The organism is Leucobacter weissii (assembly GCF_017565745.1).
GTDB classification, from domain to species: domain Bacteria; phylum Actinomycetota; class Actinomycetes; order Actinomycetales; family Microbacteriaceae; genus Leucobacter; species Leucobacter weissii.
Genome location: NZ_JAGDYM010000007.1, coordinates 72,766 through 90,473 on the forward strand (window position 1 = coordinate 72,766; position 17,708 = coordinate 90,473).

Annotated in this window: 18 protein-coding genes; 10 read left to right on the plus strand and 8 right to left on the minus strand. The window is 71.4% G+C overall.

All coding sequences use genetic code 11. From position 1 onward, the window contains the following. Positions 1-32: 32 nt before the first annotated feature. The 7 genes from J4H92_RS06595 to tmk all read left to right on the plus strand — a co-directional run bounded on the left by J4H92_RS06595 (position 33) and on the right by tmk (position 7,302). Positions 33-1,025, plus strand: a complete 993-nt coding sequence (locus tag J4H92_RS06595; RefSeq protein ID WP_208097390.1) for an ATPase, T2SS/T4P/T4SS family — start codon at positions 33-35, stop codon at positions 1,023-1,025. Continuing rightward, a complete protein-coding gene (locus J4H92_RS06600; RefSeq protein ID WP_208097391.1) occupies positions 1,022-2,005 on the plus strand; it encodes a type II secretion system F family protein in 984 nt (327 codons plus the stop codon). The genes J4H92_RS06595 and J4H92_RS06600 overlap by 4 nt, the downstream gene beginning before the upstream one ends. A gap of 426 nt (positions 2,006-2,431) precedes the next feature. Beyond that, positions 2,432-2,590: a DUF4244 domain-containing protein gene (locus J4H92_RS06605; RefSeq protein WP_243752104.1), complete on the plus strand. Its 159-nt coding sequence runs from the start codon at positions 2,432-2,434 to the stop codon at positions 2,588-2,590. A 10-nt stretch (positions 2,591-2,600) separates the two neighbouring features. Next, positions 2,601-2,918, plus strand: coding sequence for a TadE family type IV pilus minor pilin (locus tag J4H92_RS06610; RefSeq protein WP_341783021.1), 318 nt, complete (start codon positions 2,601-2,603; stop codon positions 2,916-2,918). A 16-nt stretch (positions 2,919-2,934) separates the two neighbouring features. Further along, entirely contained in the window at positions 2,935-3,714 is a 780-nt protein-coding gene (locus tag J4H92_RS15710) for a peptidoglycan DD-metalloendopeptidase family protein (protein ID WP_208097393.1), read from the plus strand. A gap of 120 nt (positions 3,715-3,834) precedes the next feature. Next, on the plus strand, positions 3,835-6,627 hold the full coding sequence (topA, locus tag J4H92_RS06620; RefSeq protein ID WP_208097394.1) for a type I DNA topoisomerase: 2,793 nt from the start codon (positions 3,835-3,837) through the stop codon (positions 6,625-6,627). Between the two features lie 6 nt (positions 6,628-6,633). Then, positions 6,634-7,302, plus strand: a complete 669-nt coding sequence (gene tmk, locus J4H92_RS06625; protein WP_208097395.1) for a dTMP kinase — start codon at positions 6,634-6,636, stop codon at positions 7,300-7,302. A 145-nt stretch (positions 7,303-7,447) separates the two neighbouring features. Here tmk and J4H92_RS06630 read toward each other — a convergent pair whose 3' ends face one another. From J4H92_RS06630 to purL, 3 genes are all read right to left on the minus strand, one after another. Then, on the minus strand, positions 7,448-8,260 hold the full coding sequence (locus J4H92_RS06630) for a hypothetical protein (protein WP_208097396.1): 813 nt from the start codon (positions 8,258-8,260) through the stop codon (positions 7,448-7,450). A gap of 127 nt (positions 8,261-8,387) precedes the next feature. Further along, the gene (locus J4H92_RS06635; protein WP_208097397.1) at positions 8,388-8,717 is read right to left on the minus strand and encodes a DMT family transporter; all 330 of its coding nucleotides are present in this window, start codon (positions 8,715-8,717) and stop codon (positions 8,388-8,390) included. 126 nt (positions 8,718-8,843) lie between these two features. Continuing rightward, a complete protein-coding gene (gene purL, locus J4H92_RS06640) occupies positions 8,844-11,159 on the minus strand; it encodes a phosphoribosylformylglycinamidine synthase subunit PurL (RefSeq protein ID WP_208097398.1) in 2,316 nt (771 codons plus the stop codon). A gap of 93 nt (positions 11,160-11,252) precedes the next feature. Between purL and J4H92_RS06645 the strand changes: the two genes are divergently transcribed. Further along, the gene (locus J4H92_RS06645; RefSeq protein ID WP_208097399.1) at positions 11,253-12,203 is read left to right on the plus strand and encodes a hypothetical protein; all 951 of its coding nucleotides are present in this window, start codon (positions 11,253-11,255) and stop codon (positions 12,201-12,203) included. A 114-nt stretch (positions 12,204-12,317) separates the two neighbouring features. Here the strand turns inward: J4H92_RS06645 and purQ are convergent, their stop codons facing one another. From purQ to purD, 5 genes are all read right to left on the minus strand, one after another. Then, positions 12,318-13,025, minus strand: coding sequence for a phosphoribosylformylglycinamidine synthase subunit PurQ (purQ, locus tag J4H92_RS06650; protein WP_208097400.1), 708 nt, complete (start codon positions 13,023-13,025; stop codon positions 12,318-12,320). Beyond that, positions 13,025-13,324, minus strand: coding sequence for a phosphoribosylformylglycinamidine synthase subunit PurS (gene purS, locus J4H92_RS06655; protein ID WP_208097401.1), 300 nt, complete (start codon positions 13,322-13,324; stop codon positions 13,025-13,027). Before purS ends, purQ begins: the two co-directional genes overlap by 1 nt. A 92-nt stretch (positions 13,325-13,416) precedes the next feature. After that, the gene (locus tag J4H92_RS06660; RefSeq protein ID WP_208097556.1) at positions 13,417-14,253 is read right to left on the minus strand and encodes a VOC family protein; all 837 of its coding nucleotides are present in this window, start codon (positions 14,251-14,253) and stop codon (positions 13,417-13,419) included. Between the two features lie 223 nt (positions 14,254-14,476). Then, positions 14,477-15,367, minus strand: coding sequence for a phosphoribosylaminoimidazolesuccinocarboxamide synthase (locus J4H92_RS06665; RefSeq protein ID WP_208097402.1), 891 nt, complete (start codon positions 15,365-15,367; stop codon positions 14,477-14,479). Beyond that, on the minus strand, positions 15,364-16,662 hold the full coding sequence (gene purD / locus J4H92_RS06670; RefSeq protein WP_208097403.1) for a phosphoribosylamine--glycine ligase: 1,299 nt from the start codon (positions 16,660-16,662) through the stop codon (positions 15,364-15,366). The genes J4H92_RS06665 and purD overlap by 4 nt, the downstream gene beginning before the upstream one ends. Before the next feature lie 212 nt (positions 16,663-16,874). Here purD and J4H92_RS06675 point away from each other — a divergent pair, with 212 nt between their 5' ends. Both J4H92_RS06675 and J4H92_RS06680 read left to right on the plus strand, forming a co-directional pair. Continuing rightward, positions 16,875-17,246 carry a sterol carrier family protein gene (locus J4H92_RS06675; protein WP_208097404.1) on the plus strand — a complete coding sequence of 124 codons (372 nt, stop codon included), beginning with the start codon at positions 16,875-16,877 and terminating at the stop codon, positions 17,244-17,246. Positions 17,247-17,301: 55 nt separating this feature from the next. Further along, on the plus strand, positions 17,302-17,685 hold the full coding sequence (locus J4H92_RS06680; RefSeq protein WP_208097405.1) for a hypothetical protein: 384 nt from the start codon (positions 17,302-17,304) through the stop codon (positions 17,683-17,685). Positions 17,686-17,708 lie beyond the last annotated feature (23 nt).

The following is a 17,708-nucleotide window of genomic DNA, read 5'->3' on the forward strand; positions in this document are numbered from 1 at the left end:
GGAGCGCGGGCCGAGTCTGCTTGTCTGTGGTCATGCTGCTCTCCCGCCTCTCCGACGTCGCGGCGCCGCCGCGATCCGCAGCGCTCAGCTTCGAGGCCCGACGCGCCTTCGGCGGCCTGCTGCCGCTGATCGACGACCCGGAGCTCCAGGATCTGCTGATCCAGGTCTCCGGCGGCGTGGGCGGCCTGTGGCTCGATCGAGGCGAGGCGCCGGAACGGGTCGCCGGCTGGGAGGCCCCGGTCGGGGCGGTGCGGGAGCTGGCGATCGGGCTCATCGCGGCGGGCGGACGACACCTCGACGAACTGCACCCGTGCGCGGACGTGCATCTGGGCGGCGGGATCCGGGCGCACGCGGTGCTCCCCCCGGTTGCCGTCTCGGGCACCGCGATCTCCGTGCGCCTGCCGAGAGCCGCGCCCCCGCGCTTCGAGGATCTCGTCGCGGGCGGGCTCTGCGATCCCGCGACCGCCGGACGCCTCGCCGCGCTCATCGGCGCGCGGAGGAATCTGCTCATCAGCGGCGGAACGGGCACCGGCAAGACCACCCTCCTGGCGGCTCTGCTCGATCTCGCGCCGGCGCGCGCCCGGATCATCACGATCGAGGACGTCGCCGAGCTCCGCCTGTCCCACCCGAACCGCGTGTCGCTGGAGGCGCGTCAGGCCAATGCCGAGGGCGCGGGCGAGATCGGAGTCGACCGCCTGCTGCGCGAGGCGCTGAGGATGCGACCCGACCGCATCGTGCTGGGGGAGTGCCGCGGGGCCGAGCTCGTGACGATGCTCTCGGCGCTCAACACCGGACACGACGGCGCTGCGACCACTCTGCACGCCAGTCGGCTGGAGGGGGTGCCCGCCCGCCTCGAGGCGCTGGGCGCGCTCGCCGGCCTGGATGCCGCGGCTCTCGCCAGGCAAGCCGCCTCGGCGCTCCATTTCGCGGTGCACCTGGAGCGGGACGCGAGCGGATCCCGGAGGGTCGGCGGCCTCGGCCGGTTTCGGCTGCGCGGAGAAGTGCTGGCACTGGAGCCGGTGTGACGACGGACGCGCAGAGATCCGTCTCCGGGAGGCTGACGGCTGCGCTCCGGGCCGTCCGCCGCGGGGGAGCCGAGAGCGCTCCGCCTTTCGCGGCGGCCGCCGTCGCGGCACGGCGCGCGGCCGTGCTGCTCCGCGCGGGGACCCCGGCCGTCGGCGTCTGGCGAGCGATCGCCTCCGATGAGCCGGACACGCCGGAACTGCGCAGGCTCGCCGCCGATCTGGCCTCCGGAGTCGATGAGGTCCGGGCGATCTCCCGAGCGGGAGGACCCGAATGGCGCATGCTCGCGGCGGTCTGGGGGCTCGCCCGGAGCAGCGGCGCTCCGTTCGCCTCGACGCTGGAGCGCTTCGACCGCGCCCTGGGTGGGCTCGTCGAGACCGCCGAGCGCCGGAAGGTGCTGCTGGCCGGGCCGCGATCCACCATCCGGCTGGTGATCGCGCTGCCGCCCGTCGCGCTGCTGCTCGGAGCACTGCTGGGGTTCGATCCGATGAGCGCTCTCGTCACACCGGCGGGATCCTCGGCGCTGGCGCTCGGCTCGGCGCTGCTCCTCATCGGGACGAGATGGTCCCGGGGGCTCGCCCGCCGGATCGAGGAGGCCGACTGGGTCTCCGGGTGGGAGTACGAACTCGCAGCCATCGCCGTCCGCGGCGGCCTTCCCGTGCAGCGCGCCCTGCTGCGCTCCGTCGACTCCGCGGACGGAGCGGGAGCGGAATGGGTGTCGCTCGAGGCGTTCGGGCGGACGGGCGCGATGCGCCGCTCCGTCGAGCGGGCCGAATCGCTGGGGGTGCCGCTCGCCCCGCTCCTGCTCGCCGAGGCCGAGAGCATGCGGGCGCTCACCCGGTCCGGGCTCGAGCGCTCGGCCGAGCGGCTGGGCGTTCGCGTGCTCGTCCCGCTCGGGCTCTGCGTGCTTCCCGCGTTCATCCTGATCGGTGTGGTGCCGGTGCTCCTGGCGGTCGTCAGCGGCGGTGTGCTCGCGCCGTGAGCATCCCGGCCCGCGAGAGCGCTGATGGAGGGCCCGCTTCCGCCATCGCCACGGTGGACCGGCGCACGAGAAGCCGCTCACAGGGCGCCGATTTCACGAGCTATCCACAGATTTCCCCGTCCGGCGACCCCGGGCCCGCGACCGGCGCCGGCCCGCGCGAGGATGGGAGGACCGGCGGCCGCCGGGGCCGCGCCAGGCGAAAGGAGCATGCTCATGACCTCTCATCTGACCCTCGTGGCGGACAACTCGGCACCGGACCGGCAACCGCGGTCCGCGCACGTCGCGACGCCCGATCTCGACGCCGCCTGGGTGCACCGATTCTGGCGGCCCCGCCCGCGGGCGCAGCGCAGAGCGCTGCCCGGGTCGTCCCGAGCGCCCGGAGCCGACCGGCGGACAGGAGGCGAGCAGAATCCCGCGGAGACGACCCTGAACGAGGACGAGCGCGGAGCGGTGACGGCGGAGTACGCCATCGTGATCATGGCCGCCGTGGCGTTCGCCGGTCTGCTCGTCGCGATCATGCGATCGGGGGAGATCCGTCAGCTGCTCGTCGAGCTGGTGCAGAATGCGCTCGGAGCAGCGGGCTGACCGGGGTGCGGTGACCGCGGAGTTCGCCATCGTCCTGCCGGCGGTGCTGGCGGTGCTGCTGCTCGGCGTCGCCGCGATCCTGCTCGCCACCCAGCGCGTCGCGCTGACCTCTGCCGCGGCCGAGCTCGCTCGTCTCGAGGCGCGAGGAGACACCGCCGCCGCGGAGGCGCGGGAGGGCCGCCTCGGGCCGGCGGTCGAGTCCCAGCGCAGCAGAGAGGGCGTGCTCCACTGCGTCAGCCTGCGATCCCGGCCGGCGGCGGGACTCCTCGAGGCGGTGGCCGTCTCGGCCAAGGGCTGCGCCGCTGTGAGCGACGGAGGCGGGCCATGAGCGCCGACGGGTCCTCGTGAGCGCGCCCGCCCTCGTCCTCTGCGCGGTGGCCGGTCTCGCGCTCGCGCTCCCCGTCGCCGCGGCGGGTTCTGCGCTGGAGGCGCGGCACCGCGCGGCGGGTGCCGCGGATGCGGCCGCGCTCGCCGCCGCCGACGCGGCCTCGGGGTGGGCGAGCGGGGAGCCCTGCGAACTCGCCGGGCTCGTCGCCGCGGCGGGCGAGGTCGAACTCGAATCCTGCGACGTCGAGGACTCCACGGGTCGGGCGCGCCTCAGCGTCAGCACGCGCACCCCGTTCGGCACGGTCGTTGCGAGAGCACACGCGGGCCCCGAAGCCGCGCCCGGGGGAGTCGTCGGAGAGAACGGCTGGGCCTGGCCGTCGGGAGTGCGCGCGGTCACGCAGGGTTTTCACGACGGCTACGCGATCGACCTGGCGGTGGCCGCGGACGGGGCGCTCTATGCGCCCTACGACGGTGTCGTGGTGGCGTCCGGCATCGTGGGCGATGGAGTGCCGGAGGCCTGCGTGGCCAATCCCGGTTGGTGGCGCGGGCCGAATCACTCCGTCGTCATGAGGCACGAGTTCGCGGGCCGCGTCATATTCAGCTCTCACAACCACATCGCACCCGGATCGGCCGTCGAACCCGGGGTCCGGGTGGTCGCCGGGCAGCAGGTCGCCACGTCGGGTATGAGCGGCTGCACCTCGGGTCCGCACTCCCACTTCACGATGGCCACGACCCAGCGAATCGTGAATCCCGATATCAATCCGTACGACTACCTGCCGGGGAGGGCAGCGGAATGACCCGATGAGGGAAAACACCGCAAAGCTGTGTATCGTGTCGGTGCAAGGTGTAGCCATTGGCGAGCCGGCACATCGCGTCCGCACCGGGCGTTCAGGGTTGCAGGTGATTGAAGGAGACTCGTGCCCACCAAGAAACTCGTGATCGTCGAGTCGCCGACCAAGGCGAGGACCATCGGCGGTTACCTCGGCGACGACTACGAAGTCATCGCCTCGGTCGGTCACATCCGCGACCTCGCCGAGCCCTCGGAGCTTCCCGTCGAGATCAAGAAGGGTCCCTTCGGCAGATTCGCGGTCGACGTGGAGAACGGCTTCGAGCCCTATTACATCGTGAACGACGATAAGAAGAAGACCGTCACCCTGCTCAAGCGGGCCCTCAAAGATGCGGACGAGCTGTGGCTCGCCACGGATGAGGACCGCGAAGGGGAAGCGATCGCCTGGCATCTGCTCGAGGTGCTGAAGCCCAAGGTGCCGGTGCGGCGGATGGTGTTCCACGAGATCACCCAGGAAGCCATCGCGGAGGCGCAGGCCAATACGCGCGAGATCGACACCGCCCTCGTCGACGCGCAGGAGACCCGTCGCATCCTCGACCGCCTCTACGGCTACGACGTCTCTCCCGTGCTGTGGCGGAAGGTGGGGCCGAAGCTCTCGGCGGGCCGCGTGCAGTCCGCCGCGACGCGTCTGGTGGTCGATCGCGAGCGAGAGCGTCTCGCCTACGTCACCAGCGAGTACTGGGATCTGACGGCGACGTTCTCGCCCGACTCGGAAGCCGCCGATCGCTCGCCGTTCTCCGCCCGTCTGATCCGCTTGGACGGCGAGCGCCTCGCCACGGGAAGCGACTTCACCGATCGGGGAGAGCTGAAGCCGAAGTCTGCGGGCGCGATCCGGCTGGGCAAGGACCGGGCGGAGGGGTTGGCCGCCCTGCTGTCGACGGGCGCCGAGGCGCGTGTGCTCGCCGTCGAGACCAAACCCCACACCCGGCGCCCCGCGCCCCCGTTCACCACCTCGACGCTGCAGCAGGAGGCCTCGCGCAAACTGCGCTACACCTCTCGGCAGACCATGTCGCTGGCGCAGTCGCTCTACGAGAACGGGTACATCACCTACATGCGAACCGACTCGCCGACGCTCTCGAAGCAGGCGGTGCAGGCGGCTCGCAGCCAGGCGGCCGGGCTCTACGGCGCTGAGACGGTGCCCGCCGCTCCTCGGGTGTACGCCGGGAAGTCGAAGGGCGCGCAGGAGGCTCACGAGGCGATCCGACCCGCGGGAGACGTGTTCGCCCGCCCCATCGAGCTGCAGGGCAAGCTCAACCAGCGCGAGTTCGCGCTCTACGAGCTGATCTGGAAGCGCACCGTCGCCAGCCAGATGGCCGACGCCAAGGGGTCCACCGACACCGTGACCCTCGCGGTCGACGTGGTCGAGCCCGCCGAGTCCGGGTCAGCGCCCACGGTCGCGGAGTTCACCGCCAGTGGAACCGTCGTCACGTTCCCGGGGTTCCTGCTGGCCTACGAGGAGGGCAAGGACGAACGCCGCCGCGAGGCGGAGCAGAACGTCGCGCTCCCGCAGCTCGCCGAGGGGCAGGCGCTCGGCGTCTCGGAGCCGGAGGCCAAGCTGCACGAGACGAGTCCCCCGCCCCGGTACACCGAGGCGAGCCTCACCAAGCGGCTCGAGGAGCTGGGGATCGGCCGCCCGTCGACCTACGCCGCCATCATCAGCACCATCAGCGATCGCGGCTACGTCACCAAGAAGGGTCAGGCGCTCGTGCCGAGCTGGGTGGCGTTCTCGGTGGTGAGGCTGCTCGAGGAGCATTTCACCGAGCTCGTCGACTACGACTTCACCGCTGAGATGGAGGGCGATCTCGATCGCATCGCCGCGGGCGACGAGGATCGCTCGGCGTGGTTGCGCGACTTCTACTTCGGCAGCGACAGCCATCCGGGCCTGCGCGGCGTGGTGGACAACCTCGGAGAGATCGATGCGCGAGCGATCAACACGATCCGCATCGACGACGCCATCTCGCTGCGGAACGGCAAGTACGGCCCCTACCTCGAGGTGTTCGACGACAAGTGCGAGGTCGGGGAGGACGGAGCGCTGAAACCGCGCAGCGTCAACATCCCGGACGGGCTCGCCCCCGATGAGCTGACCCCCGAACGGGCGCGCGAGCTGGCTGCGGCCGAGCCGCTCGAGGACCGGATCGTCGGCGTGCACCCGGAGACCGGCAAGCGCATCGCCGCCAAGAACGGGCGATTCGGCCCCTACGTGACGGAGCTGCCGGACGAGGACGAGACGTTGCCGAAGGGCGAGAAGCCTCGCACGGCGTCGCTGTTCAAGGACATGGATCCCGCGACGGTCGATCTGGACACCGCCGTCGCCCTGCTCGGGCTGCCGCGGGTCGTCGGCGTCGATCCCGAGTCGGGCGACCAGATCACGGCGCAGAACGGTCGCTACGGCCCGTACCTGAAGAAGGGCTCCGACACCCGGTCGCTGTCGGGGGAGCAGGCGATCTTCGAGATCGATCTCGCCGGCGCCCAGGAGCTGTTCGCGCAGTCGAAGTACGGTGCGCGCAAGGCCAGCGCCGCGCTGAAGGAGTTCGACGCCGATCCGGTGAGCGGCAAGCCGATCAAGGTCAAGGACGGCCGCTTCGGCCCCTACGTCACCGACGGGGAGACGAACGCGACCGTTCCGCGCGGGGACAGCGTCGAGGATCTCACGTTCGAGCGGGCCGTCGAGCTGCTCGAGATCAAGCGGGCCAAGGGTCCCGCCAAGCGCAAGGCCCCGGCGCGCAAGAAGGCACCGGCCCAGAAGGCGGGCACGAAGAAGACGGCGACCAAGAAGGCCGTCGATCCGAAGCGTTCGGCCGCCGCGAAGAAGGCCGCCGCGACCCGCGCCGCGAAAGCGGCCGCCGCCGCGGCCGGCGAGTAGGGGCGCATGTCGGGACTGTTCATCACCTTCGAGGGCGGAGACGGCGCGGGCAAGACGACGCAGGTCGAGCTGCTGGCCGAGCGGCTTGCCGAGCGCGGCCTGGAAGTGGTGCGCACGCGCGAACCGGGCGGCACTGCGCTCGGCGCCGCGCTGCGCGATCTGCTGCTGCACGGGCCGGACGCATCGCCGCGCGCCGGCATCGACGGGGAGGATGCGGCCCTGCCCGGTATCGATGCGCGCGCCGAGGCGCTGCTCTATGCGGCGGATCGCGCCCAGCACGTCGCCGAGGTCGTACGCCCCGCGCTCGCACGCGGGGCGGCGGTGGTGCAGGACCGCTACATCGATTCCTCGCTCGCCTACCAGGGGGCCGGCCGTCCGCTCGACCCCGCCGAGATCCGCCGCCTCAGCGAGTGGGCGACCGACGGCCTCTGGCCGCGGCTGACGGTGCTGCTCGATGTCAGTCCCGAACTGGCAGCGGAGCGCCGCGCCCGGTCGGGGCAGCGGGCGGACCGGCTGGAGCGCGAGGCCGAGGAGTTCCACCGGCGGGTGCGGTCCGGTTTCCTGGAGCTGGCCGCCGCCGAGCCGGAGCGGTTCCTCGTGCTTGACGCGGCCCGGTCCGCGGACGAACTGCACGCGGCGATCCTCGCACGCGTGGAATCGCTCCTCGCGGTCTGACCCCGTCGGGCGGTCGGCGCGACGACCGACGTCCGCGGGACGGCCACCCCCGGAGTCGATGCGCTGGAACAACGCGAGGAGGGCGCCGTCGTCGACGACGACGGCGCCCTCCTCGGTCGGGGTCAGAGACGAGCCGGGGCTCGCATCACCTGACCTTCTGCGGGCTGCTCTTGTAACCGGCGGCGTAGGTCACCGAGCCGACCTTCACGTAGGCTCGCGAGCCCTTCTTCGTGTACTTGCCGGGCAGCTTGAGCTTGGAGGTCTTCGAGTAGCTGGAGCTGGTGCTCTTCAGCTTCCCGGAGGCGACCCTCTTGTACTTCTTCGCGCCCTTCTTCTTCGCGTAGAGCGTGACCTTCGCCCCGGCCTGGTAGTTCGGGGCGTTCACGGTGACGCGCCAGGTCTTACCGGTCCTGCCGCTTCCCGAGATCGAGGTGCTCTTCCGGGAGACCTTCGTGTTCGCCTTGATCGTGAGGTACTTGGTCGTCGACCGCGTGGTGTTCTTCGTCGGGGAGACCCGTCGGTCGTGCTGGGTCACCGGAATGGTCACCTTGTACCGGCCGGGGGTGTGGTGGCTCCAGATGCGGGTGCTCACGGTGCCCCCGGCAGCCGGGGTGGGGGAGGTGGTGTCGGCGCTCACGCTCGGCGTGTACACGTAGCGGGACTTGACGCCCTTGTTCTTCTTCACCAGCTTGATCTTCGGGCCGTAGAAGTCCGCTCCGTAGATCCCGTAGGTGATCTGGCTCGGGTTGGAGGAAGGAGCCGCGGGCCCGTCGAACTTCACGGTGATCCTCTTCGTCTTCGCCGATCCGCTCGGAACCGTGACGCTACCCGGATTCGAGGCGGAGACATTACCGAAAGTGGGCTTCACGGCGGCTGTCGCGGGAGTGACCGCCCCCAGGGTGAGCGCGAGGACGGCGGCGGCGGTGAGGCCGATCGCCTTGGTGGATGTCTTGAGCATTCGAGAGTTTCCTCCTGAGTAGCAGTGAATAGGGCAGTCTTGATTGTAGGCGAGCCGCTCCGGTCCGCCAAAGTCATTGAATCATCCGACGTCACATGGTAAAGCGGGTCGCAGCGCCCCGGACCGCTCAGTGACCGGCGTCGCTCACGAACTTCAGCCCGATCACGCAGGCGACGAGGCCGAGCAGCAGGAGGATCTTGAGCAGGCTGACCGGCTCGGTGCCGGTGAACATCGCGTAGATCACCGTGAGCGCCGCGCCGATACCGACCCAGACCGCATAGGCGGTTCCGGTGGGGATCTCCCGCATCGCCCAGGCGAGTCCGCCCATGCTGACGACGAGCGCTCCTGCGAAGACGACCGACGGCCAGAGCTTCGTGAAGCCCTCGGACCTGCCGAGCGCCGTGGCCCACACCGCTTCGAAGACCCCCGAGACGATGAGAACGATCCATGCGAGCATGACAACCTCCTACGGCAAGTCTTGTCGCACGCGGGGTACTTGACCATCGTCCCGGAGCCGCAGGAAGGGCTCGAAGATCACTGTGCCAGTTCGGTCTGAACGGACCCTGTGCACACCCGGCCGGCGCTACTCCGAGACCAGCGCCCCGAACCGCTCCGGAAGCGTGGAGCGCCGGGCGCCGCCCAGCTCCCCGAGCGGCAGCACGAAGCGATCCTGCACCTCGACCGCCGCCTCGTCCCCCGTGCCGTCGGTCACGCCGATGCGCAGCACCGGCACTCCCCGACCCTCGCAGAGCCCGCGGAACTTCACGTCCTCCTCGTGCGGCACCGCGACGAGGGCGCGCGCCTGCGACTCGGAGAACAGCGCCGCGGTCGCATCCACGCCGTCGCGCTCGATGATCTCCTCGATCCAGACCCGGGCGCCGACGCCGAAGCGCAGGGCGCCCTCGGCCAGCGTCTGGGCGAGGCCGCCCTCCGAGAGATCGGCGGCCGCGGAGAGCAGGCCGCCCTGCGAAGCGGCGTGCAGCAGCTCGGCGAGCGATCGCTCCGCGGCGAGGTCGACCCGGGGCGGCAGGCCGCCGAGATGCCGGTGCACGGCCTCGGCCCAGGCGGATCCGTCGAGTTCGTCGCGCGTGACGCCCAGCAGGTAGAGATGGTCCCCCTGATCCTGCCAGCCGCTCGGCACGCGCCGGGCGACGTCGTCGATGATGCCGAGCACTCCGACGACCGGCGTCGGATGGATCGGCGTGTCACCGGTCTGGTTGTAGAGCGAGACGTTGCCGCCCGTCACGGGCACCTCGAGCTCGAGGCACGCGTCGGACAGGCCCTCGACCGCACGGGAGAACTGCCACATCACCTCGGGGTTCTCGGGGCTGCCGAAGTTCAGGCAGTCGGTGACGGCCGTGGGCACGGCCCCCGACGTGGCGACGTTGCGGTAGGCCTCCGCGAGCGCGAGCTGCGCACCCGCATAGGGATCGAGCTGGCAGTAGCGCCCGTTCGCGTCGGTGGCGATCGCCACACCGAGCCCGCTCTCCTCGTCGACGCGGATCATGCCCGCGCCCTCCGGGAACGCGAGCGCGGTGTTCCCGCCGACGTAGAAGTCGTACTGGTTCGTGATCCACGACGGATCGGCCTGATTCGGCGACGAGGCGACCGCGAGCAGCTGCGCGCGCAGCTCGTCGCCGGCGGCGGCGCGGGGCAGCCGCGCGGCCGAGTCCGCCTGCAGCGTCTCGAGCCAGGAGGGCACCGTCACCGGGCGCTCGTAGACCGGCCCGTCGACGGCGACGGTGCGCGGATCGACGTTCACGATCTCCTCGCCGCGCCAGTTGATGACGAGACGGTCCGTGTCGGTCACCTCGCCGAGCACGCTGGTCTCGACGTCCCACTTCCCGGTGACGGCGAGAAACGCGTCGAGCTTCTCCGGGGCCACGATCGCCATCATGCGCTCCTGGCTCTCCGACATCAGGATCTCCTCCGCGGTGAGCGAGGGATCGCGCAGCAGCACGCTGTCGAGCTCGATGAACATGCCGCCGTCGCCGTTCGCGGCCAGCTCCGAGGTCGCACAACTGATGCCGGCCGCGCCCAGATCCTGAATGCCCTCGACCAGCTCTCCCGCGAAGAGCTCGAGGCAGCACTCGATCAGCACTTTCTCCGCGAACGGATCGCCCACCTGCACCGCCGGGCGCTTCGTCGGGCCCCCCTCGGCGAAGGTGTCCGAGGCGAGGATCGAGGCGCCGCCGATGCCGTCTCCGCCGGTGCGCGCGCCGAAGAGGACCACCTTGTTGCCGGCGCCCGAGGCGTTCGCGGTGTGCAGATCCTCGTGCCGCAGCACGCCCACGCCGAGCGCGTTCACGAGCGGATTGGCCTGGTAGACGCGGTCGAAGACAGTCTCGCCGCCGATGTTCGGGAGCCCGAGACTGTTCGCGTAGGAGGAGATGCCGGAGACGACGCCGTGCACCACGCGCGCGGTGTCGGGGTCGTCGATGTCGCCGAAGCGCAGCTGATCCATGACCGCGACCGGGCGAGCGCCCATCGAGATGATGTCGCGGATGATGCCGCCGACGCCGGTCGCGGCGCCCTGGAACGGCTCGATGTAGGAGGGGTGGTTGTGGCTCTCGACCTTGAAGGTGACCGCCCAGCCCTCGCCGATGTCCACCACGCCGGCGTTCTCGCCGATCCCGACGAGCAGGCGCTCCCGCATCTTGTCGTTCACCTTGCGGCCGAACTGGCGCAGGTAGATCTTCGACGACTTGTACGAGCAGTGCTCCGACCACATCACCGAGTACATGGCGAGCTCGCCCGAGGTGGGACGACGGCCCAGGATCTCGCGGATCCTCTCGTACTCGTCGGGCTTCAGTCCGAGCGCCTCGAAGGGCTGGTGCTTCTCGGGCGTGGCCAGTGCGTCGGCGACGGTATCGGGGCGAGTGGCGGTGCTGTCGGTCACGGGTACCAGCCTACCGTCGCGGGCGCGGTTTCCGATCGGGGTCGGCGGCCATGGGGGTTGCCGACTCCCAGGAAGACACGGAACACTAGAGGCATGAGTGAAGCAGCCCCGCCTCCCCCCGCGCCCCAGGCCCCGCAGACGCAGGCTCCTACTGCCGCTCCGGCCCCGCAGCAGCCCGATCAGCAGCCCGCGCAGAAGCTCTCCCCGTTTCTCAAGATCAGCATCATCCTGCTGTCGGCGCTCTCCATCGCTTCGATCTCGCTGCTGTTCATCGGCGATTTCGAGGGCAAGTTCGAGCGGGTCTTCGCGACCTTCGTGGTGTTCGCGGTGTTCGTCCTGCTCACCGCGTTCGACACCCGGCGCGACCTGCGCAGCAGCTGGTACGCCCCGGTGGCGCTGATCGCGAACTCCTACATCCTCACCCTCTCCCTCGTGGTGACCTGGATGACGGCCTACGACTACTTCCTCAGCTGGCACATCTTCTGGAAGTGCGTCTTCGTCATCCTCGTGGTCCGAGCGGTGATCCTCTGCTGCCAGCTGCTGCTGGCGACGGGCGAGGGGCGCCCGGAGCTGCTCGGCCGGTTCGCGTTCGTCACGAGCGTGCTGGCCGTGGTCTCCGGCATCCTGTTCACCGCGCCGGTGGCGATCGAGACCTTCGACATCACCGTCCCCGAGCTCTACTGGCGGATCGCCGTGGCGTCGCTGCTGCTGACCGCGCTCGGTCTCGCCATCACGCTGCTGCTGCGCTGGTACTACGGTTCGGCGGATCGTGAGGCGAGCAGGCTGGAGCGGCAGGCCGCGGCATCGCAGGCCCCCGCCCCGGTGCAGCCCGGAGGCGCCGGCGCGCAGCCCGCACCGCAGACTTGGCCGTCGCCGTCGCCGTCGCCGTCGCCGTCGGCGGAACGGCAGCCGACCCAGCAACCGGGCGCGGATGCGCACGGGCTCCTGCCCTGGCCGCGCTACCCCGACGGTCGGCCGCTCCCGGCCGGGCCCGACGGGCAGCCCGATTTCGGCGTGCCGGGGGCCCCGCTGCCGCCGCGGTAGTCAGTGCCCCCTTACCGACTCGGGGACGTGAATGACGGTTTCGGCGCTCGAATAGCCAGCATTTGCGTCCCCGATTTGCGGAGGAGAGGGGGAGGAGCGGGGTGCTGTAGGGTGTTACGCGGCGGCGTCCGCGAGCGCGTGCAGCGCGCTCGTGAAGAAGCGCACGCCGTCGGTCCCGGAGCGCATCGCCTCCGGCGTATCGGGGCCGAAGCCCGGCTCGACCGCGTGCTCGGGGTGCGGCATGAGCCCGACCACGTTGCCGCGCTCGTTGGTGAGGCCGGCGATGTCGCGCTGCGATCCGTTGGGGTTGACGCCGGCGTAGCGGAACGCGACGAGTCCCTCGCCCTCCAGCCGGTCGAGCGTCTCGGCATCGGCGATGTAGCCGCCGTCGGCGTTCTTCAGCGGGATGACGATCTCCTCGCCCGTCTCGAACCGATTGGTCCACACGGTCTCCGCGTTCTCCACCACCAGCCGCTGGTCGCGGCGGATGAACTGCTGGTGGGCGTTGCGGATGAGCCCGCCGGGCAGCAGGCGGGCCTCGACGAGCATCTGGAAGCCGTTGCAGATGCCCAGCAGCGGCATCCCGCGGTTCGCGGCCTCGACGATCTCGGTCATGATGGGCGACACCGCGGCGATAGCGCCGGGCCGCAGGTAGTCGCCATAGCTGAAGCCGCCGGGCAGGACTATGCCGTCGACCCCCCGGAGGTCGTGGTCGCCGTGCCAGAGCGGCACCGGCTCCGCGCCGGCCACGCGGATCGCCCGCTGCGCGTCGCGTTCGTCGAGCGATCCGGGAAAGGTGACCACACCGATCCGGGTCGCCATTACGCGGTCGCCCCCGCGTCGGCGCCGTCGGCGGGAGCATGCGCATCGCCTTCTCCATCGACGCTGATCGCGACCACGTCCTCGATCACCGAGTTGGAGAGGATCTCGTCGGCGAGCGTTCGGGCCTCGGCGAGGATCTCCTCCGTCACCGGGCCGTCGACGCTCAGCTCGAAGCGCTTGCCGATGCGCACATCGCGGAACCTCCCGTGCCCGAGGCGCTCGAGCGCGCCCGTCGTGGCCTTGCCCTGCGGGTCGAGCAACTCGGCCTTGGGCATCACTTCAACAACAATCGTGGGCACTGAACGCCTCCCGGTCGCGAGCACTACGGTTCCCGAACAGTCTACCCGTCCGCACCCGAGCCGCCGGTGCGAAGGCGCCGGGGCGTCCGCATTCAGGAGCCGCTGATGCGCACCCGGTTGCGCCACGGGTCGTAGACCGTCAGCTCGCGCCCGTCGAACTCGCGGGCGATGCCGCGCGTCGCGAGGCGCTCGTCGAGCGCTCCCAGCGCGTCGGCGTCGCCGTCGGGCAGCACGATGGAGACCTCGCCCAGGCCGAGCGCCGGGGTGCGTTCGCCGGCCCCGCGCGATTCCCAGGTGTTCATGCCGAGGTGGTGGTGATAGCCGCCCGCGCTCACGAAGAGCGCCTGGGAGCCGTAGGTCAGCGTCGGGGCGAAGCCGAGCGCGTCCACGTAGAAGTCGCGCGCGGTCGCGATGTCGCCCACCTTGAGGTGGACGTGGCCGACGCTGGCCGGGGTGTCGGCCACGTCGAGCGTGCCCGCTTCGGTGAGGTGGCGCCGCAGGTAGTCGTTCGGGTCGAGCGCGATCGTATCCATTCGGATCTCGCCCCGCGGTCCCGTGCGCCAGGTCTCGCGGGGGCGATCGACGTAGAGTTCGACGCCGTTGCCCTCGGGGTCGGCGAAGTAGAAGGCCTCGCTGACCAGGTGATCGCTGGAGCCCTGGAAGCGCCCGGGATGCTTGCGCGCCACCGAGGCCACGGAGGAGGCGAGGTCGCCGGGCGCCGAGAAGAGGAAGGCCGTGTGGTAGAGCCCGGCGGCTCGCGGGGAGGCGTGGCCCAGCGATCCGTCCTGGTCGAGCGCGAGCACCGGGACGCCGCCGCGGCCGAGCAGGGCGGTGCCCTTCTCCTGCGCGAGCAGCGCGAGTCCGATGCCGTCGCGGTAGTAGGCGATCATGCGGTCGAGGTTCTCGACCGCGAGGGTGACGGCGCCCATGTTCGTCGCGTCCGGGAGCAGGTCCCGGGTGAGCTGCGTCGTGGTCAAGGTGGCTCCTCTCGCTTCGCTCACCATAACACTTGAAACTTCAAGTTATTCCGCGAAGCGGTGGCATAGGCATCACCCGGCGTCCGGGAAGGGAGCCAGGGAGGGGGCCGGGCGAGGATCCGGGGTGCGACGGCGCTCACCGGAGGGCGACGGTGCTCCCCGGGGTGCGAACGCGTCACTCGGGACGCGAGGGCGCCTCTCCGGTGATCCTCGCGTAGAGCTCCGCATAGCGCGCGAGGGTGCGGTCGACGATCTCTCGCGGCAGGCGCGGCGGTTCGCCGCGGCGGTCCCAGTTGGCCGAGAGCCAGTCGCGCACGATCTGCTTGTCGAAGCTCGCGAGCCTTCCCGGTCCTCCCGCACCGTAGGTCTCCGCGTCCCAGTAGCGGCTGGAGTCGCTCGTGAGCACCTCGTCCGCGAGGGTCAGCTCGCCCGTCGCCGGATCCGCCCCGAACTCGAACTTCGTATCGGCCAGGATCACCCCCCGCGCCGCGGCGATCTCCCGCGCGCGCGCGAAGATCCCGAGCGAGGCGTCGCGCAGGGCGGACGCGGTGCCGGCGCCCACCAGCTCGGCGCTGCGCTCGAAGGTGATGTTCTCGTCGTGCTCGCCGAGCGGCGCCTTGTACGCCGGCGTGTAGATCGGCTCGTCGAGCAGATCGCCGTCCTGGAGCCCCGCGGGCAGCTCGATGCCGCACACGGCGCCCGTGCGCCGATACTCGGCGTATCCGGAGCCGGTGAGCGCACCGCGCACCACGCACTCCACGGGATGCATCTCGAGCCTGCGGACCACCATCGCGCGATCGGCCACCTCGTCGGGCGCCGCCGGCGCCGAGGGGTCGTCGCCCGCGAGGTGGTCGGCCACCCCGAGCCGGTCGAACCACCAGTGCGACAGCGCCGTCAGCACCGCGCCCTTGCCAGCGATCGGCGGTTCGAGCACGTGGTCGAAGGCGCTGATCCGGTCGCTCGCGACCACGAGGAGGAAGGGCCCCTCGCCCTCCTCCGGCGCGTACAGATCGCGCACCTTCCCCGAGGCGAGGTGCCGCCAGCCGGGGAGCGCCGTCGCGGTCATCCGCCGACCGCCGGCGTCTCAGCGACTCCAGCGGCGATGTCGGTGCGGTGCTGACCGCCGATCAGGCCGATCCGCGCGACGCCGGCGTAGGCGAGGCCGCGGGCGTCGGCGATCGACGGCCCGCGACCGACCACCCCGAGCACGCGCCCGCCGCTGGCGATCCACTCGCCCCCGTCCCCGCGGGAGGTCGCGGCGTGCACCACGTGGATGCGGTCGGCGTCGTCCCCGGCTCCGCCCGCGCCCAGCTGCCCCGTCTCGTCCAGGCCCGTGATCCTGCGGCCGGTCACGGCGTCGCCGGGGTAGCCCTCGCTGGCGACGACGACCACCACGGCGGCCTCATCGCTGAATTCGGGCGCCGGGTGAGCGGAGAGCGTGCCCGAGGCGGCCGCGAGCAGATAGGTGCTCAGCGGGGACGCGAGGCGCGGCAGCACCACCTGGGTCTCGGGGTCGCCGAAACGGGCGTTGAACTCGATCACTCGCACGCCGGACGCGGTGACGATCAGCCCGCAGTAGAGCAGGCCGATGAAGGGGGTGCCCTCGGCCTCCATGCGGCGCACCGTCGGCAGCGCGACCGTCTGCGTGATCTCGTCGACGAAGTCGTTCGAGAGCCACGGCAGGGGGGAGTAGGCCCCCATCCCGCCGGTGTTCGGGCCGGCGTCGCCGTCGAAGATGCGCTTGTAGTCCTGGGCGGGGCTGAGCGGCACGACGTCGTGGCCGTCGGCGAAGAAGAAGAGCGACACCTCCTGGCCGTCGAGGAACTCCTCGACGAGCACGCCGCCGTGCGGAGCCCACTCGGCGGCGTGGTCGAGCGCCGCGCCGCGGTCCTCGGTCACCAGCACGCCCTTGCCCGCGGCCAGCCCGTCAGCCTTCACCACGTAGGGGGCGCCGAACTCGTCGAGCACCGCGGCGGCCTCATCCGAGGAGGCCACCCGTACCGAGCGCCCGGTGGGCACCCCGGCTTCGGCCATGATCCGCTTCGCGAAGGCCTTCGAGCCCTCGAGCTGCGCTGCGGCGCGGCCCGGGCCGAACACCGGCACGCCGCGCTCGCGCAGCGGATCGGCCACGCCCGCGACCAGCGGGGCCTCGGGGCCGACGACCACGAGGTCGAAGCCGTGCTCGCCCACGAAATTGGCCACCGCCACCGGGTCGGCGGCGTCGAGCGGGGCGGTCGCCGTCGCCGCCGCGATGCCGGCGTTCCCCGGAGCGCACACCACCTCGTGCCCTGCGGGCTCGGCGAGGAGCGCGGTGACGATGGCGTGTTCGCGGGCGCCTGGCCCCAGTACGAGGATCTTCACCCGACCCAGAATACTGCCCCGCCCGCCCCAGGTCTCCTTCGCATCGCCCTCCTCCCTCGCCGATCCCTCGCCTGCGGGGCGTGTTCCGCCCGAGAACGCCCCGCGAACGACGGATCAGGGGTGCTGGAGGAGACGCGGAAGAAATGCGGCAGACGCGCGGCAGACGCGCGGAGAGGGCTGAGGATCCGCGGGACCGGCGTTAGCCTGGTGTGATGGCGAGGCGGAGGATCGACACCGAGGCGGGCATTGCGGCGGTGCGGGCGGCGGCGGAGGGGGACGAGTCGCGCGCGACGGTCGCGGCGGCGACCCGTTTCCTGCTCGAAGAACTGGCGGAACGGGCGCCCGGCAACGCGCTCGAGGTGCGGGTGCCTCCCTACGGCGCAACCCAGTGCCTGCCGGGTCCCCGTCACACGCGGGGCACGCCGCCGGGGGTCGTCGAGACCGACCCGGCGAGCTGGATCGCCCTCGCCACGGGCGGGCTGTCCTGGGCCGAGGCGCTGGAAGACGGGCGCGTCGCCGCCTCGGGGGTGCGCGCCGACCTCGGGATGCTGCTGCCGCTGCTGCGGCTGCCCGGCTCGGGCTGACGGCCCCTGAGCGTTGCCGTCCGCCGCACCCAGCGCGGCCTGAGAGAATGGTGGGATGAGCGACGAAGAGACGCCTCCCGCGGCGGGCGCGGCGGACGATCCCGCAGTGGGCGAACCCGCCGATCCGGCCGCGGGGAGCGCATCCGCGCCGGCCGCGATCCAGCACGAGCCGGTGGAGGTCGGCTTGGAGCGCTCGGTCAGGTACGGGCGGATCATCACCGTGGCGATCGTGCTCGGGGCCGTGATCGGCGCGGCGGCGGCGCTGTTCTTCCCGGTCGGTCCCGAGGCCGACTACGAGCTGGGGCAGGTCGTCGGCCTGATGGTGGTCGTCGGCGGCGCCATCGGTCTCGCGCTCGGAGCGGTGCTCGCTCTGGTGCTCGGCCTGATCGCCAGGCGGAGACGGGGTGCTGCGCTCGCAGTGCTCACTGACGTACGATAGTCCCAACTCTACTGATCGGAGCA